General features: G+C 70.9%; 18 protein-coding genes and 1 pseudogene. 12 read left to right on the forward strand and 7 right to left on the reverse strand.

From position 1 onward, the window contains the following. Positions 1–37 precede the first annotated feature (37 nt). Positions 38–871: an oxidoreductase gene (locus AC068Z_RS05840; RefSeq protein ID WP_478552683.1), complete on the reverse strand. Its 834-nt coding sequence runs from the start codon at positions 869–871 to the stop codon at positions 38–40. A 233-nt stretch (positions 872–1,104) separates the two neighbouring features. Between AC068Z_RS05840 and AC068Z_RS05845 the strand changes: the two are divergent. From AC068Z_RS05845 to AC068Z_RS05870, 6 genes and pseudogenes are all read left to right on the forward strand, one after another. Then, positions 1,105–1,379 (forward strand): annotated as a pseudogene (locus AC068Z_RS05845) (alpha/beta fold hydrolase); the annotation flags it as partial. 138 nt (positions 1,380–1,517) lie between these two features. Next, positions 1,518–1,712 carry a hypothetical protein gene (locus AC068Z_RS05850; RefSeq protein ID WP_478552684.1) on the forward strand — a complete coding sequence of 65 codons (195 nt, stop codon included), beginning with the start codon at positions 1,518–1,520 and terminating at the stop codon, positions 1,710–1,712. Between the two features lie 259 nt (positions 1,713–1,971). Then, entirely contained in the window at positions 1,972–2,397 is a 426-nt protein-coding gene (locus tag AC068Z_RS05855) for an organic hydroperoxide resistance protein (protein ID WP_269664341.1), read from the forward strand. 233 nt (positions 2,398–2,630) lie between these two features. Continuing rightward, entirely contained in the window at positions 2,631–3,077 is a 447-nt protein-coding gene (locus AC068Z_RS05860) for a VOC family protein (RefSeq protein ID WP_478552687.1), read from the forward strand. 147 nt (positions 3,078–3,224) lie between these two features. After that, the gene (locus AC068Z_RS05865) at positions 3,225–4,664 is read left to right on the forward strand and encodes a dihydrolipoyl dehydrogenase family protein (RefSeq protein WP_478552688.1); all 1,440 of its coding nucleotides are present in this window, start codon (positions 3,225–3,227) and stop codon (positions 4,662–4,664) included. Continuing rightward, positions 4,661–5,266, forward strand: coding sequence for a GOLPH3/VPS74 family protein (locus tag AC068Z_RS05870; RefSeq protein WP_478552690.1), 606 nt, complete (start codon positions 4,661–4,663; stop codon positions 5,264–5,266). The genes AC068Z_RS05865 and AC068Z_RS05870 overlap by 4 nt, the downstream gene beginning before the upstream one ends. Before the next feature lie 26 nt (positions 5,267–5,292). Here the strand turns inward: AC068Z_RS05870 and AC068Z_RS05875 are convergent, their stop codons facing one another. Both AC068Z_RS05875 and AC068Z_RS05880 read right to left on the reverse strand, forming a co-directional pair. Continuing rightward, positions 5,293–5,844 carry a hypothetical protein gene (locus AC068Z_RS05875; protein WP_478552692.1) on the reverse strand — a complete coding sequence of 184 codons (552 nt, stop codon included), beginning with the start codon at positions 5,842–5,844 and terminating at the stop codon, positions 5,293–5,295. A 214-nt stretch (positions 5,845–6,058) separates the two neighbouring features. Then, positions 6,059–10,150 carry a discoidin domain-containing protein gene (locus tag AC068Z_RS05880; protein WP_478552694.1) on the reverse strand — a complete coding sequence of 1,364 codons (4,092 nt, stop codon included), beginning with the start codon at positions 10,148–10,150 and terminating at the stop codon, positions 6,059–6,061. 304 nt (positions 10,151–10,454) lie between these two features. Between AC068Z_RS05880 and AC068Z_RS05885 the strand changes: the two genes are divergently transcribed. Both AC068Z_RS05885 and AC068Z_RS05890 read left to right on the forward strand, forming a co-directional pair. Then, positions 10,455–10,973 carry a sigma-70 family RNA polymerase sigma factor gene (locus AC068Z_RS05885; RefSeq protein ID WP_478552695.1) on the forward strand — a complete coding sequence of 173 codons (519 nt, stop codon included), beginning with the start codon at positions 10,455–10,457 and terminating at the stop codon, positions 10,971–10,973. Positions 10,974–11,002: 29 nt separating this feature from the next. After that, positions 11,003–11,578 (forward strand): hypothetical protein, encoded by a 576-nt coding sequence (locus AC068Z_RS05890; RefSeq protein WP_478552696.1) that lies wholly within the window; start codon positions 11,003–11,005, stop codon positions 11,576–11,578. A gap of 200 nt (positions 11,579–11,778) precedes the next feature. On the opposite strand, the gene AC068Z_RS05895 is transcribed toward AC068Z_RS05890, so the two are convergent. Beyond that, on the reverse strand, positions 11,779–12,468 hold the full coding sequence (locus AC068Z_RS05895; RefSeq protein ID WP_478552698.1) for an alpha/beta fold hydrolase: 690 nt from the start codon (positions 12,466–12,468) through the stop codon (positions 11,779–11,781). A gap of 304 nt (positions 12,469–12,772) precedes the next feature. Between AC068Z_RS05895 and AC068Z_RS05900 the strand changes: the two genes are divergently transcribed. Continuing rightward, on the forward strand, positions 12,773–13,690 hold the full coding sequence (locus tag AC068Z_RS05900; RefSeq protein WP_478552700.1) for an AraC family transcriptional regulator: 918 nt from the start codon (positions 12,773–12,775) through the stop codon (positions 13,688–13,690). A 4-nt stretch (positions 13,691–13,694) separates the two neighbouring features. On the opposite strand, the gene AC068Z_RS05905 is transcribed toward AC068Z_RS05900, so the two are convergent. The 3 genes from AC068Z_RS05905 to abc-f form a co-directional block, all read right to left on the reverse strand. Then, the gene (locus tag AC068Z_RS05905) at positions 13,695–14,249 is read right to left on the reverse strand and encodes a CGNR zinc finger domain-containing protein (protein WP_478552702.1); all 555 of its coding nucleotides are present in this window, start codon (positions 14,247–14,249) and stop codon (positions 13,695–13,697) included. A 103-nt stretch (positions 14,250–14,352) separates the two neighbouring features. After that, on the reverse strand, positions 14,353–15,999 hold the full coding sequence (locus tag AC068Z_RS05910) for an ABC-F family ATP-binding cassette domain-containing protein (RefSeq protein WP_478552704.1): 1,647 nt from the start codon (positions 15,997–15,999) through the stop codon (positions 14,353–14,355). Between the two features lie 79 nt (positions 16,000–16,078). Further along, positions 16,079–17,713: a ribosomal protection-like ABC-F family protein gene (gene abc-f, locus AC068Z_RS05915; RefSeq protein ID WP_478552706.1), complete on the reverse strand. Its 1,635-nt coding sequence runs from the start codon at positions 17,711–17,713 to the stop codon at positions 16,079–16,081. Positions 17,714–18,080: 367 nt separating this feature from the next. On the opposite strand from abc-f, the gene AC068Z_RS05920 reads away from it, so the two are divergent. From AC068Z_RS05920 to AC068Z_RS05930, 3 genes are all read left to right on the forward strand, one after another. Further along, positions 18,081–18,803, forward strand: a complete 723-nt coding sequence (locus tag AC068Z_RS05920; protein WP_478552708.1) for a molybdopterin-dependent oxidoreductase — start codon at positions 18,081–18,083, stop codon at positions 18,801–18,803. Next, complete coding sequence (locus tag AC068Z_RS05925; RefSeq protein ID WP_478552710.1) at positions 18,751–19,431, forward strand: cytochrome b/b6 domain-containing protein; 681 nt, start codon at positions 18,751–18,753, stop codon at positions 19,429–19,431. Before AC068Z_RS05920 ends, AC068Z_RS05925 begins: the two co-directional genes overlap by 53 nt. A gap of 172 nt (positions 19,432–19,603) precedes the next feature. After that, on the forward strand, positions 19,604–21,205 hold the full coding sequence (locus AC068Z_RS05930; protein ID WP_478552712.1) for a DUF6351 family protein: 1,602 nt from the start codon (positions 19,604–19,606) through the stop codon (positions 21,203–21,205). Positions 21,206–21,239 lie beyond the last annotated feature (34 nt).

The raw sequence follows: 21,239 nt of genomic DNA on the forward strand, positions 1-21,239 counted from the left end.
GGTTGTTGTGTGTGAGAGAGGGGTCCGGAGGGTGTGTCTACGACGGGAAGTCCGCGGCGCTGCTGGCCTCGGCCCACTTCCGCGTCTCCGCGGCGCGGGCCTCGCCCGCCTCCAGGGCCAAGGTCACGGCCTGCGCGCCCAGCAGGAGCCGGCGCGGCGGGTCGTCGTGGCCGACGACCTCGACGAGCACCTGCGCGGCGCGGACGGGGTCGCCGGGCTGCGTACCGTTGTTGTCCGCCCGGTACGTGTTCATGAGGCCGACGGTGGGTTCGTAGTCGGGGCCGACGGTGTGCAGTTCCATCGAGGAGCCCTGCCAGTCCGTGCGGAAGGCCCCGGGCTCGACGATGACGACCTTCACCCCGAACGGTGCGACTTCATTCGCCAGCACCTCGGAGAAGCCCTCCACGGCGAACTTCGCGCTCTGGTAGGCCCCCATGCCCGGAGTGCCGCCCACCCGCCCGCCGAGGGAGGAGAACTGGAGGAACGTGCCCGAGCGCTGTGCGCGCAGGACGGGCAGGGCCGCCCGGGTGACATTCACGACGCCGAAGAAGTTCGCCTCGAACTGGGCGCGGAAGTCCTCCTCGGTCATCTCCTCGATCGGTGCGCTGTTGGCGTACCCGGCGTTGTTCACCACGACGTCCAGTCGGCCGAAGGCGTCGACGGCAGCCCCGACGGCGTGGTGAGCGGCGGCGGTGTCGGTGACGTCCAGGGCCACTGTCCGCACCTGGTCCCCGTAGCGGGAGACGAGGTCCGCGAGCTGCTCTGGGCGGCGCGCGGTGGCCACCAGCCGGTCGCCGACCGCCAGAACCGCTTCCGCCAGGGCACGCCCGAAACCACGGGACGCGCCGGTGATCAACCATGTACGAGCCATTGCTGTGTCCTTCGTCGAGACGGAGTGGGTTGAGGGGAACGGGTGTGTTTCTCACTGTCCTCGCGAGGCCCGCGGCGGACGTCCGTCGTTTGACTGCGGGTTTCTCGCGCATCGTCCGCCGATGGCACATGTGTTTAGGTCATCGTTCTCCGGGGGCCGCCATGACAGCGACATCCGGCACCCGCACTTCTCGTAACCCGTCAGAGTGGTGACGACGTGTGCATGTGTGCACCGCCCGGCGCGGCTACCGCTGCTGCGTCCCTTATCTGCGCGGCCACGGAGAGACCCGCTTTCTCGGCGGACTCCTTCCGGTCCGGCGAACAGGCGGCACTCGGCGCGGACCTGTGCGTTCATGGACGCCCTGCGCGTTCCGCCGCCCCGGTTCGCCGGATACGACTGGGGTGGGCGAGCCGCTGACGTGGCCGCGGCGCTGTGGCCGGAGCGGTGCGCCGGGCTGATCTCCGTGAACGGCTATCTGATCCAGAACCTGGCCCTCGCCCAGGAACCCCGCCGTCGTCGAAGCCGACGGCATGAGGTGATCACCCCGCGGATTGAGTCACCGGTTTGACAGGTGATGCATGGTGGGTCATTCTGATGGTCGTTCAAGGCGACAAGTGGCACACGATCCGCGAAGTGGGGAATGGTCATGGACAAGGGACTCACGATCGACGCCGCCGCGGCGGCTCGTCACGCACGGTTCGGCAAGCTCCCCGAGCGGATCCGCTTCGAGGACATGACCGAAGAGGTCGAGGGCGAGGCGGGCGGCGGAGCGAACGCCACCTACACCCCTGAAGGTTCGTGGAAGTACTACTCGTGTCTGGCTCTCGACATGGGGTTGTAGGTCCGGCTCAGACGTTTCGGCACCGGCGACGCCGCGGTTCCGGCGGCCCTGAAGGGGGTCGCGGGAATCGCGGCGTCGTTGCTTTCCCGGCGGCGTCTCCGTGAGCGGTCGATTTTTGCGTCACCGGCTTGACGGGTGACATTGGCGCTGCCATGATTACGTCACCGCCTCAACAAGTGACGCAGGGAAAGTCCTGGTCGGGAGGCGTCCCACCACCTTTTGTGCCACCACCTTTCGACCCAGATGGGGAGCAGCAGCCATGGCAGTCAGCTACACCGCCGTTGTCGACGTGGACGGAGAAGGCCGGAACGGCGGTCACGTCCGTTCCTCCGACGGCCTGCTGGAGACGGGCCTCGCCCTCCCCAAGGAGCTCGGCGGCGCGGGCACGGCCACCAACCCCGAGCAGCTCCTGGCAGCCGGCTGGGCCGCCTGCTTCCTCGGTGCCCTCCGCCGCGCGGCCACGCTCCGCAAGATACGGCTGACCAGCACGACCATCACCGCCGAGATCACGCTCACCCATGGCGACGACGGCGAGTTCTCGCTGTCGGCGGTGCTCAGCCCCGTCCTCGGCGGTGTCGATCAGGCCACCGCGGAGGAACTCGCGCACGCCGCCCACCAGATCTGCCCGTACTCCAAGGCGACGCGCGACAACGTCCCGGTCACCATCAAGGCCGCCGCGGCCTGACATGGAGAGCCCCTCCGCCGGCAGCGCCGGGCCGCCGCCCCGCGAAGAAGGACACCGCGAGGACCGGGACTGGCCCACCGACACTCAAGTGTGGCTGTGGTCCCAGAGCGTGCCGTTCTCGGGATTCGGCCCGGCGGCCTCGAGCCTTCTCGGGTGACATGTCCCATCGGAGACAGGGACTCGACGACTCACACGTATGCCTGATTCGAACCACTGAAAGCGAGAACACAGCCATGGACATGAAGCTCGAAGTCGTCATCCTCCCCGTCTCCGACGTGGACCGTGCCCTGGGCTTCTACGTGGGGCGGCTCGGCTGGCGTCTCGACGCCGACTTCCCGATCAACGACGGCTACCGGATCGTGCAGGTGACCCCGCCCGGCTCCGAGTGCTCCATCATCTTCGGAACGGGCCTCACCCAGCAGGAGCCGGGCACGCTGCACGGCCTCCAGCTGACCGTCACCGACATCGTCCAGGCGCAGAAGGAGCTGACCTCCCGTGGTGTGGAGGTCTCCGGGCCCTTCCGCGACGAGACCGGCGCCTTCCACCACGCGGGCGACGCGCACCGCGTCCCCGGCCCGCACCCCGAGCGGGCGAGCTACGGCAGCTTCGCCGCCTTCAAGGACGTAGACGGCAACGAGTGGTTCCTGCAGGAGGTCACGGAACGCGCTCCCGGCCGCTGAGACCCGGTCCCGGCGCGGCCACCCCCTGCCGCGCCGGGGCCGACCCACCTCCGACCGACACCTCCGACTGACACCCCCGACCTGCACCATCCGACCGACACCGTCCGACCGGCCGCATCCGACCGGCATCCACTCACCGGAGGACACATGACGACCGAGACCGAAGCCCTCTACGACGTCATCGTGATCGGCGCGGGTCCGGTCGGCGAGAACGTCGCGGACCGCACCGCAGCCGCCGGTCTGAGCACCGTCGTCGTGGAGAGCGAGCTGGTCGGCGGTGAATGCTCGTACTGGGCCTGTGAACCCAGCAAGGCACTGCTGCGCCCCGTCCTGATGCGCGCCGACGCACTGCACGTTCCGGGTCTCGGTCCGGCCCTCAAGAACCCCCTGGACACCGAGGCGGTCCTCGCGCACCGCGACCGCATGTCCGCCGACTGGACGGACGACGGTCAGGTCGCCTGGCTCAAGTCGGCCGGCATCGACCTGCTGCGCGGACACGGCCGCCTGGTGGGAGAGCGCGAGGTGTCCGTGGAGACACCCGACGGCCGCACGGTCCGGTTGCGGGCCCGGCACGCCGTCGCCGCGTGCACCGGCAGTCGTGCCGCCCTGCCCGACCTGCCGGGGATCGGGACCGTACGTCCCTGGACCAGCCGCGAGGCGACGAGCGCCCAGCGGCCACCGGGCCGCCTCGTGATCGTCGGCGCCGGGGTGGTGGGCGTCGAGATGGCCACCGCCTGGCAGGGGCTGGGCTCCCGGGTGACGCTGCTCGCCCGGGACGGCGGGCTGCTGCCGCGCATGGAGCCCTTCGCGGGCGAACTGGTCGCCGAGCGCCTGAAGGAAGCCGGTGCGGACCTACGCTTCAACACGTCGGTCGTCGCTGCCGAGCGGCTCCCTGACGGCGGGGTCCGCGTCGCCCTGGCGGACGGCGGCGAACTCACCGCCGACGAGCTGCTCTTCGCCACCGGCCGCGCCCCGCGATCGGAGGACATCGGGCTCGACGCGGTGGGGCTGACACCGGGGGACTGGCTCACCACCGACGACACACTGACCGTCACCGACATACCCGGCAACTGGCTGTACGCCGTCGGCGACGTCAACCGCCGGGCGCTCTACACCCACCAGGGCAAGTACCAGGCCCGTATCGCCGGTTCCGTGATCGGTGCCCGGGCCCGGGGCGAGACGCTCGACACCGGGCGCTGGGCCCCGCACAGCGCGGCGGCCGACAGCGTGGCCGTCCCCGGGGTCGTCTTCACCGACCCCGAGATCGCGACCGTGGGGCTGACCGCGGCCGGCGCGGAGCGCGAGGGCCGGGCCGTGGAGGTCGTCGACTACGACATCGGTCAGCTCGCGGGCGCACATCAGTACCGCCCCGGCTACAAGGGGCGGGCCCGCCTGGTCATCGACCGGAACCGCCGGACCGTGGTCGGCGCCACCTTCGCCGGACCGGGGGTCGCCGAACTCCTGCACTCGGCCACGGTCGCCATCACCGGCGAAGTGCCCGTCGAGCGTCTGTGGCATGCCGTGCCCGCGTTTCCTACCATCAGTGAGGTATGGCTGCGCCTGCTGGAGACGAGGAGGGACCGATGACCACCGCACGTGACCTCGCGCTCGTCATCCTGAGCCTGCCGCCCGACCGGACCGTGGAGCGGGGGGACCTCTCCCTGGCGCTGGCCGGGGCCGAGGCGATCGACCTGCTGGAGGCGGGTGCGCTGACCCTGGACGGCGACCGCATGGTGCCCGGCCCCGAGCCGGCGACGGGCGACCGGCTCCTGGACCAGGCGGCCACCGCGCTCGTCGGGCGGGAGCCGTACGAGACGGTCGAGGACTGGCTGTGGCGGCGCGGCAGCGGACTCGCCGGGGTCTACGCGAAGGAGCTGGAAGGGGCCGGGCTTCTTGCCCCCGCAAAGGGGCGCGGCCTTCGACCGCGGACCTCGCGCAGCGCGCCGGCCGACACACCGGAGCGCCGCCGCGCCGCGGAGCGCCAGGCATCGGGCGAGTCCGTCCTCGCCGCTCTGACGTCGGTCCTGAGGAACGGGGACACACCGCCGGACCACCACGAAAACCCCGACGGAGACGCGATCACCACAGTGGTGGGAGCCGTCGGGGACGCGGTGACGGAGCTGCGGGCGGTGCGGCTGCGCCGGGACGTCGAGGATGCCGCCTTCGACAACATCTGGCGGGGCTACTAGGGCGGTGCTTCGGTGGAGGGCGGGCGTCAGGCGGTCGCGCCCGGCTCCACCAGGGTGTACATGACCGAGCGGTCCTGCTTGTGGCGCTCGATGCGTCCCTTGGCGACCAGGGATTCGAGTGTGTTCCGCACGACCTGCGGGGTCGGGTTGCGGTCGGGGTGTTTCTTCAGGAGTTCGTCCCGCAGCTCCTTCGCCGCACGTGGCTCTTCGTACTGGGAGAGCAGGTCCGCCAGGACGTCACCGAGCAGCGGCTGGGGTGACTTCTTTCCGCCGGACTTCTTCGCCGTGGTACCGGTGGTCTTCGCCGATGCCGAACGCTTGGAACCGCCCGCGGGCTGCGTGCGCTTGGACTTCGCCACGACGGGCTCGTCCTGTGCCTGCTCGGGCAGACGCGACGCATCCGAGAAACCCTCGTACTGCTCGGCGAGGTCCAGGATGCCCGCCAGGAGCCCTTCCTCGTGCTTCAACCTGGTGAGCTTCTCCGTCAACTCCTGCTGCTGCCGACGGTTCTGCTCCAGGTCCGACGCGGCCTGCTCCAGGTAACGCGACCGGAGCGTGGCGGCTGATTGGCTGGTCACACTGTTCCTCCCTCGACACGGGCGACGCTGCGCATGGTACCCACACCGTGGACCTCTCGCAGATAAGTGTCAACTCTGGCAGGTGCTCCGGGCAAGTTGCTCCGTCGCGACAGGTGAAGAATGTGTGTGACTGTCCGGCGTATGTGCGGGCCACGAGGCCGGCCTCCTCGGCGGGGAAGGAGGCCGGCCTCGGCTACATGTGGCCCGACGGGGTTCACCCCCGCGCTGTGACCGGGGGAGTGTTGTAGCCCTCCACGCTCAGCCTGGGGCGGCCCGAGGCGAGGGCGTGGGCCGGCCAGGAGAGCGCGACCGTGCGTGTCTCACCGGGCAGCAGCCAGAGGTAGTTGTCGTCGTAGAGCGTCGGCAGGACCCGGTCCCCGTTCTGGTCGAGCAGGGAGAGCCGGACCATCGCGGCCACCACGGAGCCCCGGTTGCGCACGGTGGCCGTCGCCTCGTGCCATTCCCCGTCGCGCGACACCCGCGTGAGGGAGGCCGACAGGCCGGCCTGACGCAGTTGGTTCAGGGCGCGCAGGGCTCCCGGAGTGCGGGATCGCCAGTAGGTGTTGCGGGAGAGCACCCGGCCATGTTCGTCCCGGAGCGTCAGCCGCAGCAGATGCACGTCCGGCAGGTCGTCCGTGAACGTCGCCGTGAACGCCTCGGCCGAGGCCGCGGGTTCCACGTCGACACGAGTGTGCCGGGTCGACGCGATCCGGCGCCCGGTCAGGTCGTACGTCTCAGCCGTGACCTTCGCGTCCGTCAGCGCCCGGCGCGTGTGATTGACCGCGACGACCTGCCACTTCACCGGGTCGGCCTGGATGTGCAGCGGTTCGCAGGCGCTGCGGCAGCCGAAGTAGGCGCCGTTGACGTCGAAGTCGTAGTCGTAGGTCTGCCAGACCGTGCTGTGCCAGGCCGGGTGGGACATCCAGAGCATCAGTCCGCTGGCGTTGTCCCACAGGTGGGCGTTCCATGCCTCGAACATGGCCCGGAAGTTCTCGTAGTTGACGAACTGGGCCTTGCGCGTGAAGTCGTCCAGGTCGCGAGCCGTGCCGAGGCGGGTCTCGATGGCGGCCTTGTAAGTGTGCGGCGCCTGGTTGCCGCGCTCGCTCCAGTCGTGGTGGTACCAGGCGCCGCCGATCGGCCACTCGGGTCCGTCCTCGCCGATCATGGCGCGGGTGCCGGCGGCGGTGGAGACGACGGGCATGCCGATCTCGGTGTGGAAGCCGAAGTCCTTGCTGCCGTAGGTCGACGGGTCGAAGTACCGTTCCGGCTCGACCCAGCCGTAGGGACCGCCGCCGGTGACGATGCCGCCGGCGGAGTTGTTCTGGTACAGGATCCCCGGCGCCTGGCTCTCCACCGCCTCGCGCATCCCCTGGTCGATCGCGGCGGGTGGATTGCCCTCGTTGGCGCCGCACCACACCGCCACGCTCGGGTGGATGCGATAGCGCAGCACGGTGTCGCGTGCGGCGGACACGAACGCCTCGTGGTCGGGCGGGTCCATGCTCCAGGCGTTGGGGAAGTCGTTCCACACCAGGATGCCGTGCCGGTCGCAAGCGGCGTAGAACTCTTCGCGGTTGCTGCTGCCGACCCAGTTGCGGATCATCGTGAAGTTCATGGCGCGATGCATCCGCACAGCCGCCTCCATCCGCTCGGCGGGCATCCGGCGCAGGAGTTCGTCCCAGCCCCAGTTGCCGCCGCGCACCAGCACCCGCACGCCGTTGACGCTGATCTTCAGCGGGTCCGGGGCGTTGGAGACGGTGGTGACGTCGGTCCAGCTCTCACCGTCGTCGGACACCTGGATCGTGTACGTCTTCGGGTACGCCTGCTCCCACAGGACGGCGACGCGGTCGAACCTCCGCGCCTCGCCGAGGTCGACCTGGATCCACTGGTGGTCCTCGTAGGCGGAGGACCAGCGGGTGCCGGGACTGCCGTCGGTGGCGTGCGCGGCCGGATGGCCGTCCTCCTCGGTGGAGGCGGTCACCTGTCGGCGCAGGGCGAGATCGGTGCCCGGCCTGGCGCTGTCCACGACGGCCAGCGACCACAGCGAGTTGCCCCAACTGGTGTTGCGGACACCGCAGGACAGACGGACGTGGCGGGCGGTCCGGGCCTCGAAGTCGGTCACCCGCAGCGCGGCGTCAGCGGTGTTGAACGGCAGCGGTACGGCCGTGTTGTCCACGGAGGCCGCGTCGGTCCACTGCTCGCCGTCCTCGGAGACCTGCACGACGAAGGTCAGCGCGTACGCCTGTTCCCAGGTCAGGTCGACCCGGTCGAAGGACTGCACCGAGCCGAGGTCGACGCGGATCCACTGGTCGTCGGCGTGGGCGGAGGCCCAGCGGGTGCGCGGGTCGCCGTCGGTCGCGTTGGCCGGGCCGTGGCCGTCCTCGTCGACGCTGGAGGCCTCGGCGGGCGCGTGCAGGGCGAGGTCGCTGCCGGGACGGGCGCTGTCGTACACGGCCAGCGTCCACAGGGAGCTGCCCCAGCCGGTGGCCCGGGTCAGACAGCGGACGCGGACGTGCCGTGCGCGGCGAGTGCCGAGCTGGACGGTCTGCGTGCAGGAGTCGGAGGACGGCGTGAACTTCAGCGGGGTGTCGTACGCGTAGCCGAACTGCCGTATGCCGAAGCGGGTGGTGCGCCGGTCGCTCTCCGCGCCGCCGGTGCGGGCGACGAGGGTGAGGTCGTGGAGTGTGGGCTTGCCCAGGCCGTTGGGCCACCACAGTTCGGGGTTGCGGACCCTGAGCGCGTTGAACGCGTCCGGAGTGAAGCTGACATCGATGTCAGAGTGCGCCGCGACGGTGACCGTACGGGAGACGCGCACGTCGCCGAACGAGGCGGTGACAGTGGCCTCGTGGGCGGCGGAGTCCGCGTTGCGCACCGGGACCGTCACGGTCAGCTCGGCCACCGACAGGTCCGGCAGCGCGGGCAGCACGGTGTCCACGCGCGGGTCGCCGATCACGATGTGCCCGGTCGATCTCAGCCGTACGTGGTTCCAGATGCCGGCCGCCCGGTCGCGTACGGCGGGCATCCAGTCCCAGCCCGAAGAGGCCAGATACGTCGGCGAGTTGAGGTTCATCGTGTTGGCGCCGGCGTCCACCCACGCCTCGCCCTGCGGTCCCTTGTCGCCGGGACTGCCGGGCACGGGCATGGGGGAGATGCGCACGGCGAGGGCGTTGTCGCCCCGCTCGGCGAGCAGGCCGGTCACGTCGTGGGCGCGGCGGGCGAAGGGGGAGGTCACCTCGCCCACCGCGCGGCCGTTGAGGAAGATCTCCGCCTTGTGGTTGATCCCGTCGAGCTCCAGCCAGACGTGCCGCCCCGCGTCCGTGCGCAGCCCGCGCGGCAGGCCGAACTGCCGCCGGTACCACCAGGAGTGCCGGGACAGGGCCTCGGGAACGCGCAGGTTGTTCAGGCCCGTGACCGGGTCGGGCAGCCTGCCCTGTTCGACGAGCGAGCCCAGCACGGTGCCGGGCACGGTCGCCGGCAGCCAGCGGCTCGTGTCCACGCCGGTCCTCGACAGGGCGGCGCCGTCGCCGTCCGCCCAGTCGTCGAGGGTGAGGGTCCAGCCCGACTCGAACGGCACCGTGCCGTCGTCCGCGACGGCGAGCGCGGGCGCGTCGCCGCGGTGGGTGCCCCAGTCGGTCCAGCCGGTGGCCTCGGGGCGGCGTCCCGGGGCGGTGCCGTACACCTCGAAGCCGTTGAGGCCCAGCGGGTTGGGGCTGGAGCGCCTGCGGGCGGTCATCCGTACCCAGCGTGCGGTGACGGGTGCGGTCAGCGGGATGTCGACGACACCTCCGGTGCCCGCGGTGGTGCGGTACGCGCTGGTCCAGGAGTCGCGGTCACGCGAGGTCTCCACGACGAACTCGGTCGCGTAACTGGAGAGGATCTCCTTGCCGGTGGTGCCCTGTCGGGGGTTGCCGCTGGTGGGCGGCGTGAACACCGGGTCGCTCGCGTCGGCTTCGAAGGTCAGCCGGACGCGGTCGACACGGCAGTCGGCCTCCAGGTCCACCTCGACCCACTGCGGATCGCCCGCCTCGGCGCGCCAGCCGGTGCCGCGCACTCCGGGCGTGGGGATCGTGTCCACCACGAACTCGGGTGGGGTGGGCGCGTAGGCCTGCGAGGAGACCCGGACCGGTCGGTGGACGGCGAGTTCAGCCGGTGTGGAGGAGCTTGTCGAGGTCGCGCTCGCGGTCCGGTCCGCGGCGGCGGCCACCGGTGAGAACACCGTGCCGAGGCCGAACCCGGCCAGCAGCGTCGAACCGGTCGCGACGACGGTGCGCCGGGAGGGGTGGTGCGAGGGACACGGCTGATCGGCCATGGGTGAGTCGTCCAATCCCAGGGGTGCTCGGGAAGCGCGCGGCGGCTGTTGCGGGTGCGGCTCCCGTGATCTGACAACGTTGCCATAGGCTGTTGTGTCGGATCCTCCCCTGTCAAGGCCCTTGACGCTGGCGGCTGGTGAAGCGGGCGGCGGTACGGCGGAAGAAGCTCGCGCGCGAAGGTCTGCTCGACAGGCGTGGGTTTTTCGCGCAGGATGGCCGACGTTCACACGTATGATCTCCGCGGAGGCACACGTGTGATGTTCCTCCGCCACACACCGCTGACCACAGGATGGTTCAGAAGCCATGGCTACCCCGCTCACGGCCGTGTCCCGGGCCGAGCTGTTCGGCACCCTCACGGGTCCACACCGGGAGGCACTTGTCGCGTACGCCGAGAGGATGCTGGGTGACCGCGGACTCGCCGAGGACATCGTCCAGGAGACCCTCATCCGGGCCTGGCGCAACGTCGACCGTCTGACGGGGAGGGACGGGGCGGTCCGCAGCTGGCTCTTCACCGTGACCCGGCACCTGGTCATCGACTGGGTGCGCAAACCCCATGCCCGCCGAGAGGTCGTCGGAGTCGCCTACAACGACCCGGTGTCGAGCGTCGAAGGCACCGAGGCGGTGCACGACGCGCTGGTGGCCGGGCCTCTGCTGCACCGGTTGTCGCCCGAGCACCGCGCCGTGCTGGTCCACATCTACCTGTGCGACCGCACCATCCAGGAGACCGCCGGCATCCTCGGAGTACCGGCCGGAACCGTCAAGAGCCGTCAGCACAACGCCCTGCGCAAGCTGCGGACGGTGGTCCGGCCGGAGGCGGCGTAGCCCGCGGGTGCCGGTCGGAGGAGGAGTCCATGTACATCCTGGTCCCTGACGATCCCGTGTTCTTCGCGAAGTTCCAGAGCCTGGAGGAACCGCTGCTGCGCCACCTCCACCACTTGCACGTCGAGGGCCTGGACTCCGACGACGAGCGGATCGTCTCGGACGCCTACGACAGCTGGGTGCGGGTGCTGCTGAAGCTGCCGCTGTGGCCGACGGGGCACACCGAAGTCTTGTCCGCCGATACCGCTGTGCCCGAGCGGCTCCGCTACGCCCTGTACGGCGTGCGGGGCGGTCAGCTGACCAGTCTCTGGCCGATCGATGTGCACCCGGCCGACCTCGGACAACTGGCCGCCTGCGTGGCCCTGTTCCTCGACGGCGACCAGGCGCTCATGGATGCCTTCCGGCGCGTCATGGAGGTGCTGTCGCTCTCGCCGCCGCAGGGCCTGCTGGGCGCCCTGCGGGATGCGGTCGCGCAGGGACCTGTCGTCTCCGTGGCCCTGTCGGCGGAGCAGGAGACGGAGTACCGGCGCTACTGCGAGGAGATCGTGAGCATTCTGAGTTCGGGCGACATGTTCGCCTTCCGCAGTCACCGAGCCATGTATCTCTGAAACAGCGCGAAACGGCGGGCGAATCGCGGTGAACCTTTCCGCCCGCTGTCACGTTCACCAGTTGGAAGGCCCTGCCGCTTGGACACGCGGGTGGCGGGGCCGCGACGGGGAGTTCGGAGTCCCACCACGCTTTTCGTGGTCCACCCCCGTTCCCGCGCCGGCGGCCCGAGTCCCCCCTCAGGGCCGCCGGCGCGCCCCCGTCACTGCTCCGCGTCCTTCGTGATCAGCCGGGCCAGTTCCACTGGCACAGACAGGAAGGGCGAATGACCGGCCGCGATCCGGTACGACCGCTCCGAGCGTGCCGCCAACTGCTCCTGGAGGCCGGGGTCCACCGCGCGGTCCTGCTCGCAGACGATGAAGGTGGACGGCACCGACTTCCAGGCCGCGGTGGTCAGGGGCTCGCTGAAGGACTTGACGGTCTGCAGCACCAGCCGGTCGACCGCCTGCCGCGCGATGCCGTCCTGGACGTCCGCGTACAGGTGGTTCCTCGCGTCCTCGTGGGCGGGCAGGGTGCCGGTCTCGCCGCTGGGCAGGGCGCCGCCGCTCAGGCCGGACAGGGAATCGCCCTCGTCCAGTTGGAAGGCGGAGAGGTAGACGAGCCGGGACACGTTGGGGGCGGCCCCGGCCTCGGTCACGGGCAGGCCGCCGTAGGAGTGCGCGAGGACCGTCACCGGACCGTCGAGCCCGGCCAGCTTGTCGCGGACGACGCGGGCGTCGTCGTACATCCCGGCTGTGTTGCCGGGGTCGGCCGACGCGCTCGGCAGGTCGACGGTCTCCACCCGCCAGCCCAGCGCGGTGAGTTCGGGAGTCAGCAGCTCCCAGCACCAGGAGCCGTGCCAGGCACCGTGGACGAGCAGGATGACGGGGTCGTTGCGCAGTGCGCCGCTCATGCGGGAGACGACTTTCTCGAGGGGAACCGGCAGGGCATGCGGACGCACGCCCGCTGGTTCGGGGCGGTGGAGCTCCGGGACGAGGGGACGGGAGGGAGCGCAGGTGTCCGCCGGCATCGCGCGGCAGGAGACATGTCTCGCTTGTCCCGCTCGCCAGCGTAGGGAGTGTGACCCGTGGGCACCATGTTCGGACGTCCGGGAGACTTGCGCGCTCGTCCACGCCAGTAGGCTCGTCCCCGCCGGTCCCGCCCGCAGCGCGCGGCAGACCGCGACACGCGTTCGCAGCGGAGGGGAGACAGACGGCGTGGACCCGCTGGAGGACGTCCTCGGGCTGCTCGACACGCGGGGTCATCTCTCGGCCGGCCTGGTGGCGGGCGGCCGTTGGGCGGTTGATTTCCCGCCGCCTCCCGGTGTGAAGTTCAACGCCGTCCGGCGCGGGAGCTGCCTGCTGGAGGTCGAGGGTGTGCCCGAGCCGGTCGAGCTGTCGGCGGGCGACTGCTTCCTGCTGACCCAAGGGCGTGCTTTCACGCTCCGCAGCGAGCCGGACGTCCCGGCCGTACCGGCGCGTCCTCTCTTCGCTAAAACCGACTCGGGCGTGGCCCGGGCGGGCGAGGGCGAGGACGTGCACATCCTGGGTGGGCGTTTCTCCTTCGGCCTACGGGCGCAGGAACTGCTCCTCGACGGACTCCCACCGGTCCTCCACCTGCCGGCCGACACGAGCCGGGCCGCGACGGTGGGTTGGGTGCTGGACGCGATCGACGAGGAGCTGCGGCACCGGCGGATGGGCGCCGACCTGATCGCGGAGCACCTCGCGATCGTCATGCTCGTCCGCGTGCTGCGGTCTCACCTGGCCAGCGGGGAACACGTCGGTCCCGGCTGGCTCGCGGGTCTGGCCGACCCGGCGGTCGCCGCGGCGCTGGCCTGTGTGCACCGGGACCCGGCCCGCCCGTGGACGGTCGCCGAACTGGCGCGCGCGGGTTCGGTGTCCCGCACCGCGCTCGCCGAGCGGTTCAAGAAGGCGGTCGGGCAGAGTCCGTACGAGTACCTCACGGCCTGGCGGATCGAGCTGGCGGCCAAGCGGCTCCGGCAGGGCGGGGAGACCCTCACCGCCATCGCGCACTCGGTCGGCTACGGCTCGGACAGCGCGTTGAGCACCGCCTTCAAACGTGTGATGGGAACCTCACCGAGGGACTACCGGGAGTGCGGCGCTCCGGACTCCTGACACCTCACGCGGTCGTGGCTGCTTTCTTGCGGGCCCGGTACGCGGCGGCCTTGATCTTGTTGCCGCAGGACTCCATGCCGCACCACTCGCGCCGCATGCCCCGGGAGCGGTCGATGTAGACGCGCGTGCACTCGGGGTTGCTGCACTCCTTCATCAGGGGGACGTCCGGGCCGCTGAGGAGCTCGACGGCCTGCCGGGCGACGGTCGCGAGGGCCTGTTCGGGCGTGGCCTCGGTGTGCCGTCCGGCCTTGGTGAGCTGGGGTGTCACCGGGGTCTTGCGCGCGGCGGCGTTGACGGTGTCGAGCGCCGTCGCGTCGAACTCCTCGCCGAGCCTGCGGTCGGTGACGAGCCGGTAGACGGCCTCGCGCAGCGTCGTGGCCGCCCGGACGTCGATGTCGTCGCCGGGGGTGATGGTGTCCACCAGACCGGACTCCAGGTACCAGGCATTCAGCCGCTCCGGGGTCACGAACATCTCGAACCGGGTCGAGCGCCTGGCTCGGAGGGTGGCCGCGAAGTCGAGCGCCGGGTGTCCGCACACGAATACATGGTCAAGATTCACATCACCATCTTGACAGGTGACTCGGGCGGAGTGCAAGAAGTCCGCGGAGACGAGAGGACGCCCCGCCCGGCGGCAGGACGTCCTCTAGCGGCGTCGGCGCAGGTCAGGCGCGACTCTCCGGTCGACTCCGCCCCGACTCCAGACGCAGCTCGCGGCCCTGCCACCGTCGGCGCAGCCAGCGGTCGTGGCTGGCTACGACGATTGCGCCGGGGCCCGGCCCCAGCGCGGCTTCCAGTTCGTCGCACAGCCGCGGGGAGAGGTGGTTGGTGGGTTCGTCGAGCAGGAGGAGCTGGGGCGGGCGGGCCACCAGGAGGGCCAGCGCGAGCCTGCGGCGCTGGCCGACGGACAGCTCTCCGACCGGCTTGCCCAGGTCGGCCTCGTGCATCAGTCCGAGGGAGGTCAGCGGTACCTTCTCGGCGCGCTGCTCGCCCAGCGACAGCTCGTAGGTGTCCCGGACCGTGCGCTCGGGCCGCTCGAAGACGGTGTCCTGGGTGAGCAGCCCCACCGTCAGCCGCCGGCGCCGGTGCACCTCGCCCTCGGCCTGCAGGCTCCCGGCGAGTACGGCCAGCAGGGTCGACTTGCCCGCGCCGTTGCCGCCCGTGACCAGCAGCCGGTCCGTCGCCGACACCTCCAGGCCCGCCAGCGCGAGTCGGCCGGGCACCCGTACCTCGCGCAAGGACACCAAGGGCAGTGAGCTGTCCTCGGCCCGGGCCGCCAGTTCTCCGGCCGCGAACCGCAGCGGGCGCGGCGGCTCGGCGACCTGAGTGCGCTCCAGTTCGTCCAGCCGCCGGGCGGCGCTGCGGACCCGGCGGGAGATCTGGTTCTGCACCCGTCCGGCCCGGTGCCCGTAGCCCATCTTCTCGTTGTCGGTGCGGCCCCGGTCCGGGGCGACCCGGTGCGCGGTCACGCCCGCCGAGTGGCGCAGCCCCGCCAGCTCCTCCTGCTCCTCGGCGTACCGGCGCTCCCAGCGCGCCCGCTCGGCCTGCTTCTCGGACAGGTAGGCGCTGTAGCCGCCGCCGTAGCGGACCGGGCCGTCCACCGCCGGGTCGAGGTCGATCAGGTCGGTGCACACGGCGTCGAGGAAGGCGCGGTCGTGGCTGGCGACCACCACGGTCCCGGGCAGACCGCGCACCTGTTCCTCCAGGAAGGCGGCGGCGCCGTCGTCGAGGTGGTTGGTCGGCTCGTCCAGCAGCAGGGCGGACGGCCGCCGCACGAGCAGCGCGGCCAGGGCCAGTCGGCCGCGCTGTCCGCCGGAGAGCGAGCCGAGCGTGCGGTCGGGCCCGAACGCGCCGAGGCCCAGTCCGTCCAGCACCACGGCGGCCCGGCGGTCGGCGTCCCAGGACTCCCGGTCCTGGGCCTGTTCGAGGCGCCGGCCGTAGGCGTCGAGGAGTTCCGGGTGCGCGGGGTCGTCCTCGGCGAGACGCGCGAGTTCCTCTCCGAGCCGGTTCAGCTCGGCGAGGTCCTCGCGGGCCTCGCGCAGTGCCTCGTCCAGCACCGCGGCGATCGTCGCGTGGGCGTCGTAGGGCATTTCCTGGTGGAGGAAGCCGAGGTCCGCGGGGCGGGTGACGCTTCCGGAGTCGGGCTCGTCCACGCCGGCGAGCACCCGCAGCAGGGTGGACTTGCCGACGCCGTTCTCCCCGATCAGGCCGATGCGGTGGCCGGGGGAGGCGGTCAGGGAGATGCCGTCGAGGACGCGTCGGCCGCCCAGGTCGCGGACGATGTCGTGGGCGAGCAGAGCGGGCTGTGGCATGGGAAACCGTCCAACGTGATCGATGTACGGCCCGCCGGGCACGGAGCCTCGGACGCGGGCCACTGCACACGTCGGCGGTTCACACCTCGGGGGCGCCCGTCTCCTTGAGCTGCCCGTCGGCCAGTCGCAGCCAGCGGTTGACGCCGATCTCGGCGAGGAACCGCTCGTCGTGGCTGACGACCATGAAGGCGCCCTGGTAGGAGTTGAGCGCGCTCTCCAGCTGGGCCGCGCTGACCAGGTCGAGGTTGTTGGTCGGTTCGTCGAGCAGGAGGAGGTGAGGGGCAGGTTCGGCGCACAGTACGCAGGCCAGGGTGGCGCGCAGCCGCTCACCTCCGGAGAGCACCCCTACCGGCAGGTGGGCTCGCGCGCCGCGGAAGAGGAAGCGGGCGAGGAGGTTCATCCGCTCCGCCTCGGGGCGCTCGGGGGCGAACGCGGCGAAGTTCTCCGCCACGGTGCGGTCCAGGTCCAGCAGGTCCAGGCGCTGCGAGAGGTAGGCGACCCGGCCGTCGTTGCGTTTGATCTCCCCGCCGTCCGGGACGAGTTCGCCGGTGATCAGCCGTAGCAGCGTGCTCTTGCCCGCGCCGTTGGGTCCGGTGAGTGCGATGCGTTCGGGCCCCCGCACGGTCAGGTCGACCCCGCCCGCCGCGAAGACGGGCGTGTCCCCGAGCTGGATCTGCATGCCCTCGCCGAGGAAGAGGTTGCGTCCGGCGGGCACCTGGGTGTCGGGCAGGTCCAGGGTGATCCGCTGTTCGTTGCGCAGTGCGCGCCCGGCCTCGTCGAGGCGGGCCTTGGCCTCGCTGACCCGGGAGGCGTGCATCTGGCCGGACCGGCCCGCGGACTCCTGCGCGCCCCGCTTCATGTTGCCGGCGAAGATGCGGGGCAGCCCGGCGTTGCTCAGATTGCGGGCGGCGTTGCTCGCGCGGCGCTCGGCGCGTTCGCGGGCCTGCTGCATCTCCCGCTTCTCCCGCTTCAGTTCCTGCTCGGCGTTGCGGACGTTCTTCTCGGCGACCTCCTGCTCGGCGCGGACGGCTTCCTCGTACTCGGTGAAGTTGCCGCCGTACAGGCGCAGTTCGTCGCTGCCGAGTTCGGCGATGCGTTCCATGCGGTCGAGCAGCGCCCGGTCGTGGCTGACCAGGAGCAGGCAGCCGGTGAAGTCCGACAGGACGTCGTAGAGCTTGTGCCGGGCCTCCAGGTCGAGGTTGTTGGTGGGTTCGTCCAGCAACAAGACCTCGGGCCGCTTGAGGAGTTGGGCGGCGAGCCCGAGCGAGACGACCTGGCCGCCGCTGAGGGTGCTGAGCCTGCGCTCCAGGGTGAGGTCGGAGAGGCCCAGGCGGTCGAGCTGGGCGCGGGTGCGCTCCTCGATGTCCCAGTCGTCGCCGATCGTGGTGAAGTGCTCCTCGCTGACGTCCCCGGACTCGACGGCGTCCAGGGCGCGGATCACCTCGGCGACACCGATGACCTCCGCGACCGTGAGATCACCGGTCAGGGGCAGGCTCTGCGGGAGGTAGCCCAGGCTCCCGGTGACCGTCACCGAGCCGGTGGCGGGCTTGAGTTCACCGGCGATCAGCTTGAGCAGGGTGCTCTTGCCGGAGCCGTTGGGGGCGACCAGGCCGGTACGGCCCGGGGGCACGGTGAAGGACAGGTCCCGGAAGACCGGGGTGTCGTCGGGCCAGGCGAAGGACAGGTTCGAGCAGACGACGGCGGCGTCGGACATGGAAGTGACCTCGAAGGTACGGAGGGCAGTACTCAGAGCTCTGCCCTGGGCAGACGGGTGGAAAGGGGTACGACGAAGAGGACCACCTCGGCAGCGCTCTCAGCGCCGGCCGGTGGCCGTCAGATCCGGATCTCACCCGGAGATGTCGTCGTCACCCACCACGTCTGCGACTCCTCGATCGAAGGTCTGTGTCGTGGGCAAGCGTAGCAGCCCGCGTCGCGTGCTTCCTGCACATGTGTGGGGACCCCCGTTGACGGCCGCAGTGGCCGTGTGCCACCATCGTCACCAGCTTAACCGGTGACGTCACGGTGCTCGGCCGATGGCGTTCACACGTGTGGACTCGCCGTCGTGAAGGGATGCACTGACCATGGCAGGACAGCCGAAACCAGGGGCCGAGGGCGCCCCCGTGGCGCGGCGGGCGATGCTCGGCATGCTCGGTGCGGGGGCCGCGGGACTCGCCGCCGCGCCCTACCTCCAGCACGGCTGGGAGAACTTCCTCGCCGCCGCCTCCGAGGTCGACTCGACCGGGCTCACCGGCCTGCTGCCCAATCCGGGCGGATTCCGCTACTACAGCGTCGTCGGCTCCGTGCCGCACAAGGACGAGACGAACTACACACTGCGGGTCGACGGGCTGGTCGACCGGCCCAAGACCTACACCCTCGGCGATCTGCGCGCGCTGCCGCAGACCCGGGTCGTCCACGACGTGCTGTGCACGGACGGCTGGCGGGTGAACCAAACGCCTTTTGAGGGGGTGAAGTTGGCGGACCTCCTCGACGCCGCCGGAGTGCGCTCGCCGGGTACGGCGATCCGCTTCACCTGTTTCGACGGCGCCTACACCGAGAGCCTCACCCTGGAACAGGCCCGCCGCTCGGACGTCCTGGTGGCTCTGAAGATGCAGGACAAGCCCGTCACCCACGCGCACGGCGGACCCGTCCGCCTGTATGTGGCGCCCATGTACTTCTACAAGTCGGCCAAGTGGCTGTCCGGCATATCGGTCACCGACAAGGTGATCCCGGGCTATTGGGAGGAGCGCGGATATGCGATCGACGGCTGGCTCGACGACGCCGACCGCAGCGGCGAAGGAGCCTGACACCCTCGACCGGGTGCGCCGCTTCGGCACCGCCCAGCGCCTGGTCCACCGCGCCACCGGCTACCTGATGCTGCTGTGCCTGATCACCGCCGCCTGCCTGTACATCGGCCCGCTCGCCCTGCTGGTCGGACGGCGGCACCTCATGATCACAGTCCATGAATGGTCGGGCATCCTGCTGCCGCTTCCCTTCCTCCTCGGGCTCCTCTCCTCGGAGTTCCGCGCGGACCTGCGCAGACTGAACCGCTTCGCACCGTACGACCGGCAGTGGCTGCGAGCCGTACGCCGACGCAGGACCTCGCCCGAGGCGCGCCCGGCCGGCAAGTTCAACGCGGGGCAGAAGATCTACGCGGGCTGGATCGCCGGCGCCGTGCTGGTCATGATGTTCACCGGCCTGCTGATGTGGTTCATGGACTTGCTGCCCGCCCTCTCCCGCACCAGCGCGATCTTCGTCCACGACGTGCTGGCCTGGGCCATCACCATCGCCGTACTCGAGCACGTGCGCCGGGCCATGGAGGACCCGGAGGCGCGGCTCGGGATGCGAACCGGTTACGTAAGCCGGTCCTGGGCGCGGCGGTACCACTCCCGCTGGCTGAGCGAGGAGCGCGGCGAAAGCACGGGCGAGCGGTGACCCCAGGGCACACCTCCACCGCCGAATGACCTAACACGTGCGTGCCCGGTCCCCTTCGGGAGCTGGGTACGCGGACCGTCAACTGACTGTTGTCGGCCCCCCATCGCCTGATCAGAGTTGTACACACGTGCCGCCCAGTCGAGGCGCACACCTACTTCTTGGACGGAATCCCATGAGACGACTTCTGGTTGCCCTCGCGGCCGGCGTTCCGCTGACCGCGGCCGTGTACCTGCCGACGGCGTCGGCCGACACCGCCCAGCCCTTCAACTGCGGCCCGGTGACGGTGAAGGCCCCGGCCGGCACCGAGGTGGAGTCCGTGACGGCGGTCAGCCGGCCGGGCGGCACCATCAAGGGCACCGGCCTGCTGGGCGGCGAGGTCACCGGCGTGCCGGCCTTCTGCGAGGTGACCACCACCATCTCCCACCCCGGCGCCGACGACCGCGCCACGGTGCGGACCTGGCTGCCCGAGCAGGGCTGGAACGGCCGCTTTCAGGGGCTCGGAGGCGCCGCCTACCGGGCCGGTGACAACGGTGTCGATCTGGCCAACGCGGTGAAGAACGGCTACGCGGCCACCACCACCGACGCCGGCGTCGGTGACGTCCTCGACACCGGCTGGGCACTGAACAGCGCGGGACAGGTCAACACCGCCCTGCTGAAGAACTTCGCCTCCCGCTCCCAGCACGAGGCGGCCGTGGTCGGCAAGCAGGTCGTCGGCGCGGTCTACGGCAGGAACGCCGCCTACTCCTACTTCACCGGCTGCTCCACCGGCGGACGCCAGGGCTACATGGAGGCCCAGCGCTACCCCGACGACTACGACGGCATCCTCGCCGACGCGCCCGCCATCAGCTGGGCCGAGTACGAGGTCGCCACCCTGTGGCCGCAGGTCGTCATGAACAACGAGAAGACCTACCCGACCGGTTGTGAGCTCGACGCCTTCACCAACGCCGCCGTCAAGGCCTGCGACCCGCTCGACGGCGCCAAGGACGGCCTCGTCAACGACGCCTCCCGGTGCGACTTCGACCCGCGGCGGCTGATCGGCACCAAGGTCGTCTGCAACGGCGAGGAGCTGACCATCACGGCGGCCGACGCGGCCGTGGTGCGCAAGATCTGGGACGGCCCGCGCACCACCACCGGCAAGAAGCTCTGGCCCGGTGTCCCGGTCGGCGCCGACCTGAAGGGCCTGGCCTCCAGCGCGCCCGGCACCGACGGCGTCATCAAGGGCGCTCCCTTCCCGGTGCCCGCGGCCTGGCTGTCGTACTGGGTGAAGAAGGACCCCTCCTTCGACCTCTCCACGGTCACCTACAGCGAGTTCACCCAGCTGTTCCAGCAGTCCCGGGACGAGTACGACAAGGTCATCGGTACGGCCGACCCGGACCTGTCCGCCTTCCGCAAGTCCGGCGGCAAGCTCCTGACCTGGCACGGGCAGGCCGACGAGTTCATCCCGACCCAGGGCACCGTGGACTACCGCGAGCAGGTCGAGCGGAAGACGGGCGGCGCCAAGAAGGCCGACGACTTCTACCGTCTCTTCCTCGCGCCCGGCACCAACCACTGCGGTCTCAACGGCCAGGACGGCTCGGCCGACGGCCTCGCCGCCCTGACCGCCTGGGTCGAGCACGGCAAGGCGCCCAAGACGCTGCCCGCCACCCTCGTCAACGCCGACGGCGAGCAGGTCGCCCGCAACCTGTGCGGCTACCCCAAGGTGTCCCGCTACCAGGGCTACGGCGACCCGGACGCCGCCGCCAGCTTCCGCTGCGTCTCCCCGTCCCGGCACTGACCGGGTCGACGCCCCCTGACCTGAGAAAGGCCGA

This window comes from Streptomyces sp. NPDC043726, from assembly GCF_056436565.1.

Bases quoted from the DNA above. Each gene is read 5' to 3' on its own strand.
- AC068Z_RS05880 (WP_478552694.1), bottom strand. From the start codon at position 10,150: ATGGCCGATCAGCCGTGTCCCTCGCACCACCCCTCCCGGCGCACCGTC.
- AC068Z_RS05850 (WP_478552684.1), top strand. From the start codon at position 1,518: ATGGACAAGGGACTCACGATCGACGCCGCCGCGGCGGCTCGTCACGCA.
- AC068Z_RS05925 (WP_478552710.1), top strand. From the start codon at position 18,751: ATGCGATCGACGGCTGGCTCGACGACGCCGACCGCAGCGGCGAAGGAG.
- AC068Z_RS05885 (WP_478552695.1), top strand. From the start codon at position 10,455: ATGGCTACCCCGCTCACGGCCGTGTCCCGGGCCGAGCTGTTCGGCACC.
- AC068Z_RS05895 (WP_478552698.1), bottom strand. From the start codon at position 12,468: ATGAGCGGCGCACTGCGCAACGACCCCGTCATCCTGCTCGTCCACGGT.
- AC068Z_RS05840 (WP_478552683.1), bottom strand. From the start codon at position 871: ATGGCTCGTACATGGTTGATCACCGGCGCGTCCCGTGGTTTCGGGCGT.
- AC068Z_RS05855 (WP_269664341.1), top strand. From the start codon at position 1,972: ATGGCAGTCAGCTACACCGCCGTTGTCGACGTGGACGGAGAAGGCCGG.
- AC068Z_RS05870 (WP_478552690.1), top strand. From the start codon at position 4,661: ATGACCACCGCACGTGACCTCGCGCTCGTCATCCTGAGCCTGCCGCCC.
- AC068Z_RS05865 (WP_478552688.1), top strand. From the start codon at position 3,225: ATGACGACCGAGACCGAAGCCCTCTACGACGTCATCGTGATCGGCGCG.
- AC068Z_RS05910 (WP_478552704.1), bottom strand. From the start codon at position 15,999: ATGCCACAGCCCGCTCTGCTCGCCCACGACATCGTCCGCGACCTGGGC.
- AC068Z_RS05920 (WP_478552708.1), top strand. From the start codon at position 18,081: ATGGCAGGACAGCCGAAACCAGGGGCCGAGGGCGCCCCCGTGGCGCGG.
- AC068Z_RS05930 (WP_478552712.1), top strand. From the start codon at position 19,604: ATGAGACGACTTCTGGTTGCCCTCGCGGCCGGCGTTCCGCTGACCGCG.
- abc-f (WP_478552706.1), bottom strand. From the start codon at position 17,713: ATGTCCGACGCCGCCGTCGTCTGCTCGAACCTGTCCTTCGCCTGGCCC.
- AC068Z_RS05860 (WP_478552687.1), top strand. From the start codon at position 2,631: ATGGACATGAAGCTCGAAGTCGTCATCCTCCCCGTCTCCGACGTGGAC.
- AC068Z_RS05890 (WP_478552696.1), top strand. From the start codon at position 11,003: ATGTACATCCTGGTCCCTGACGATCCCGTGTTCTTCGCGAAGTTCCAG.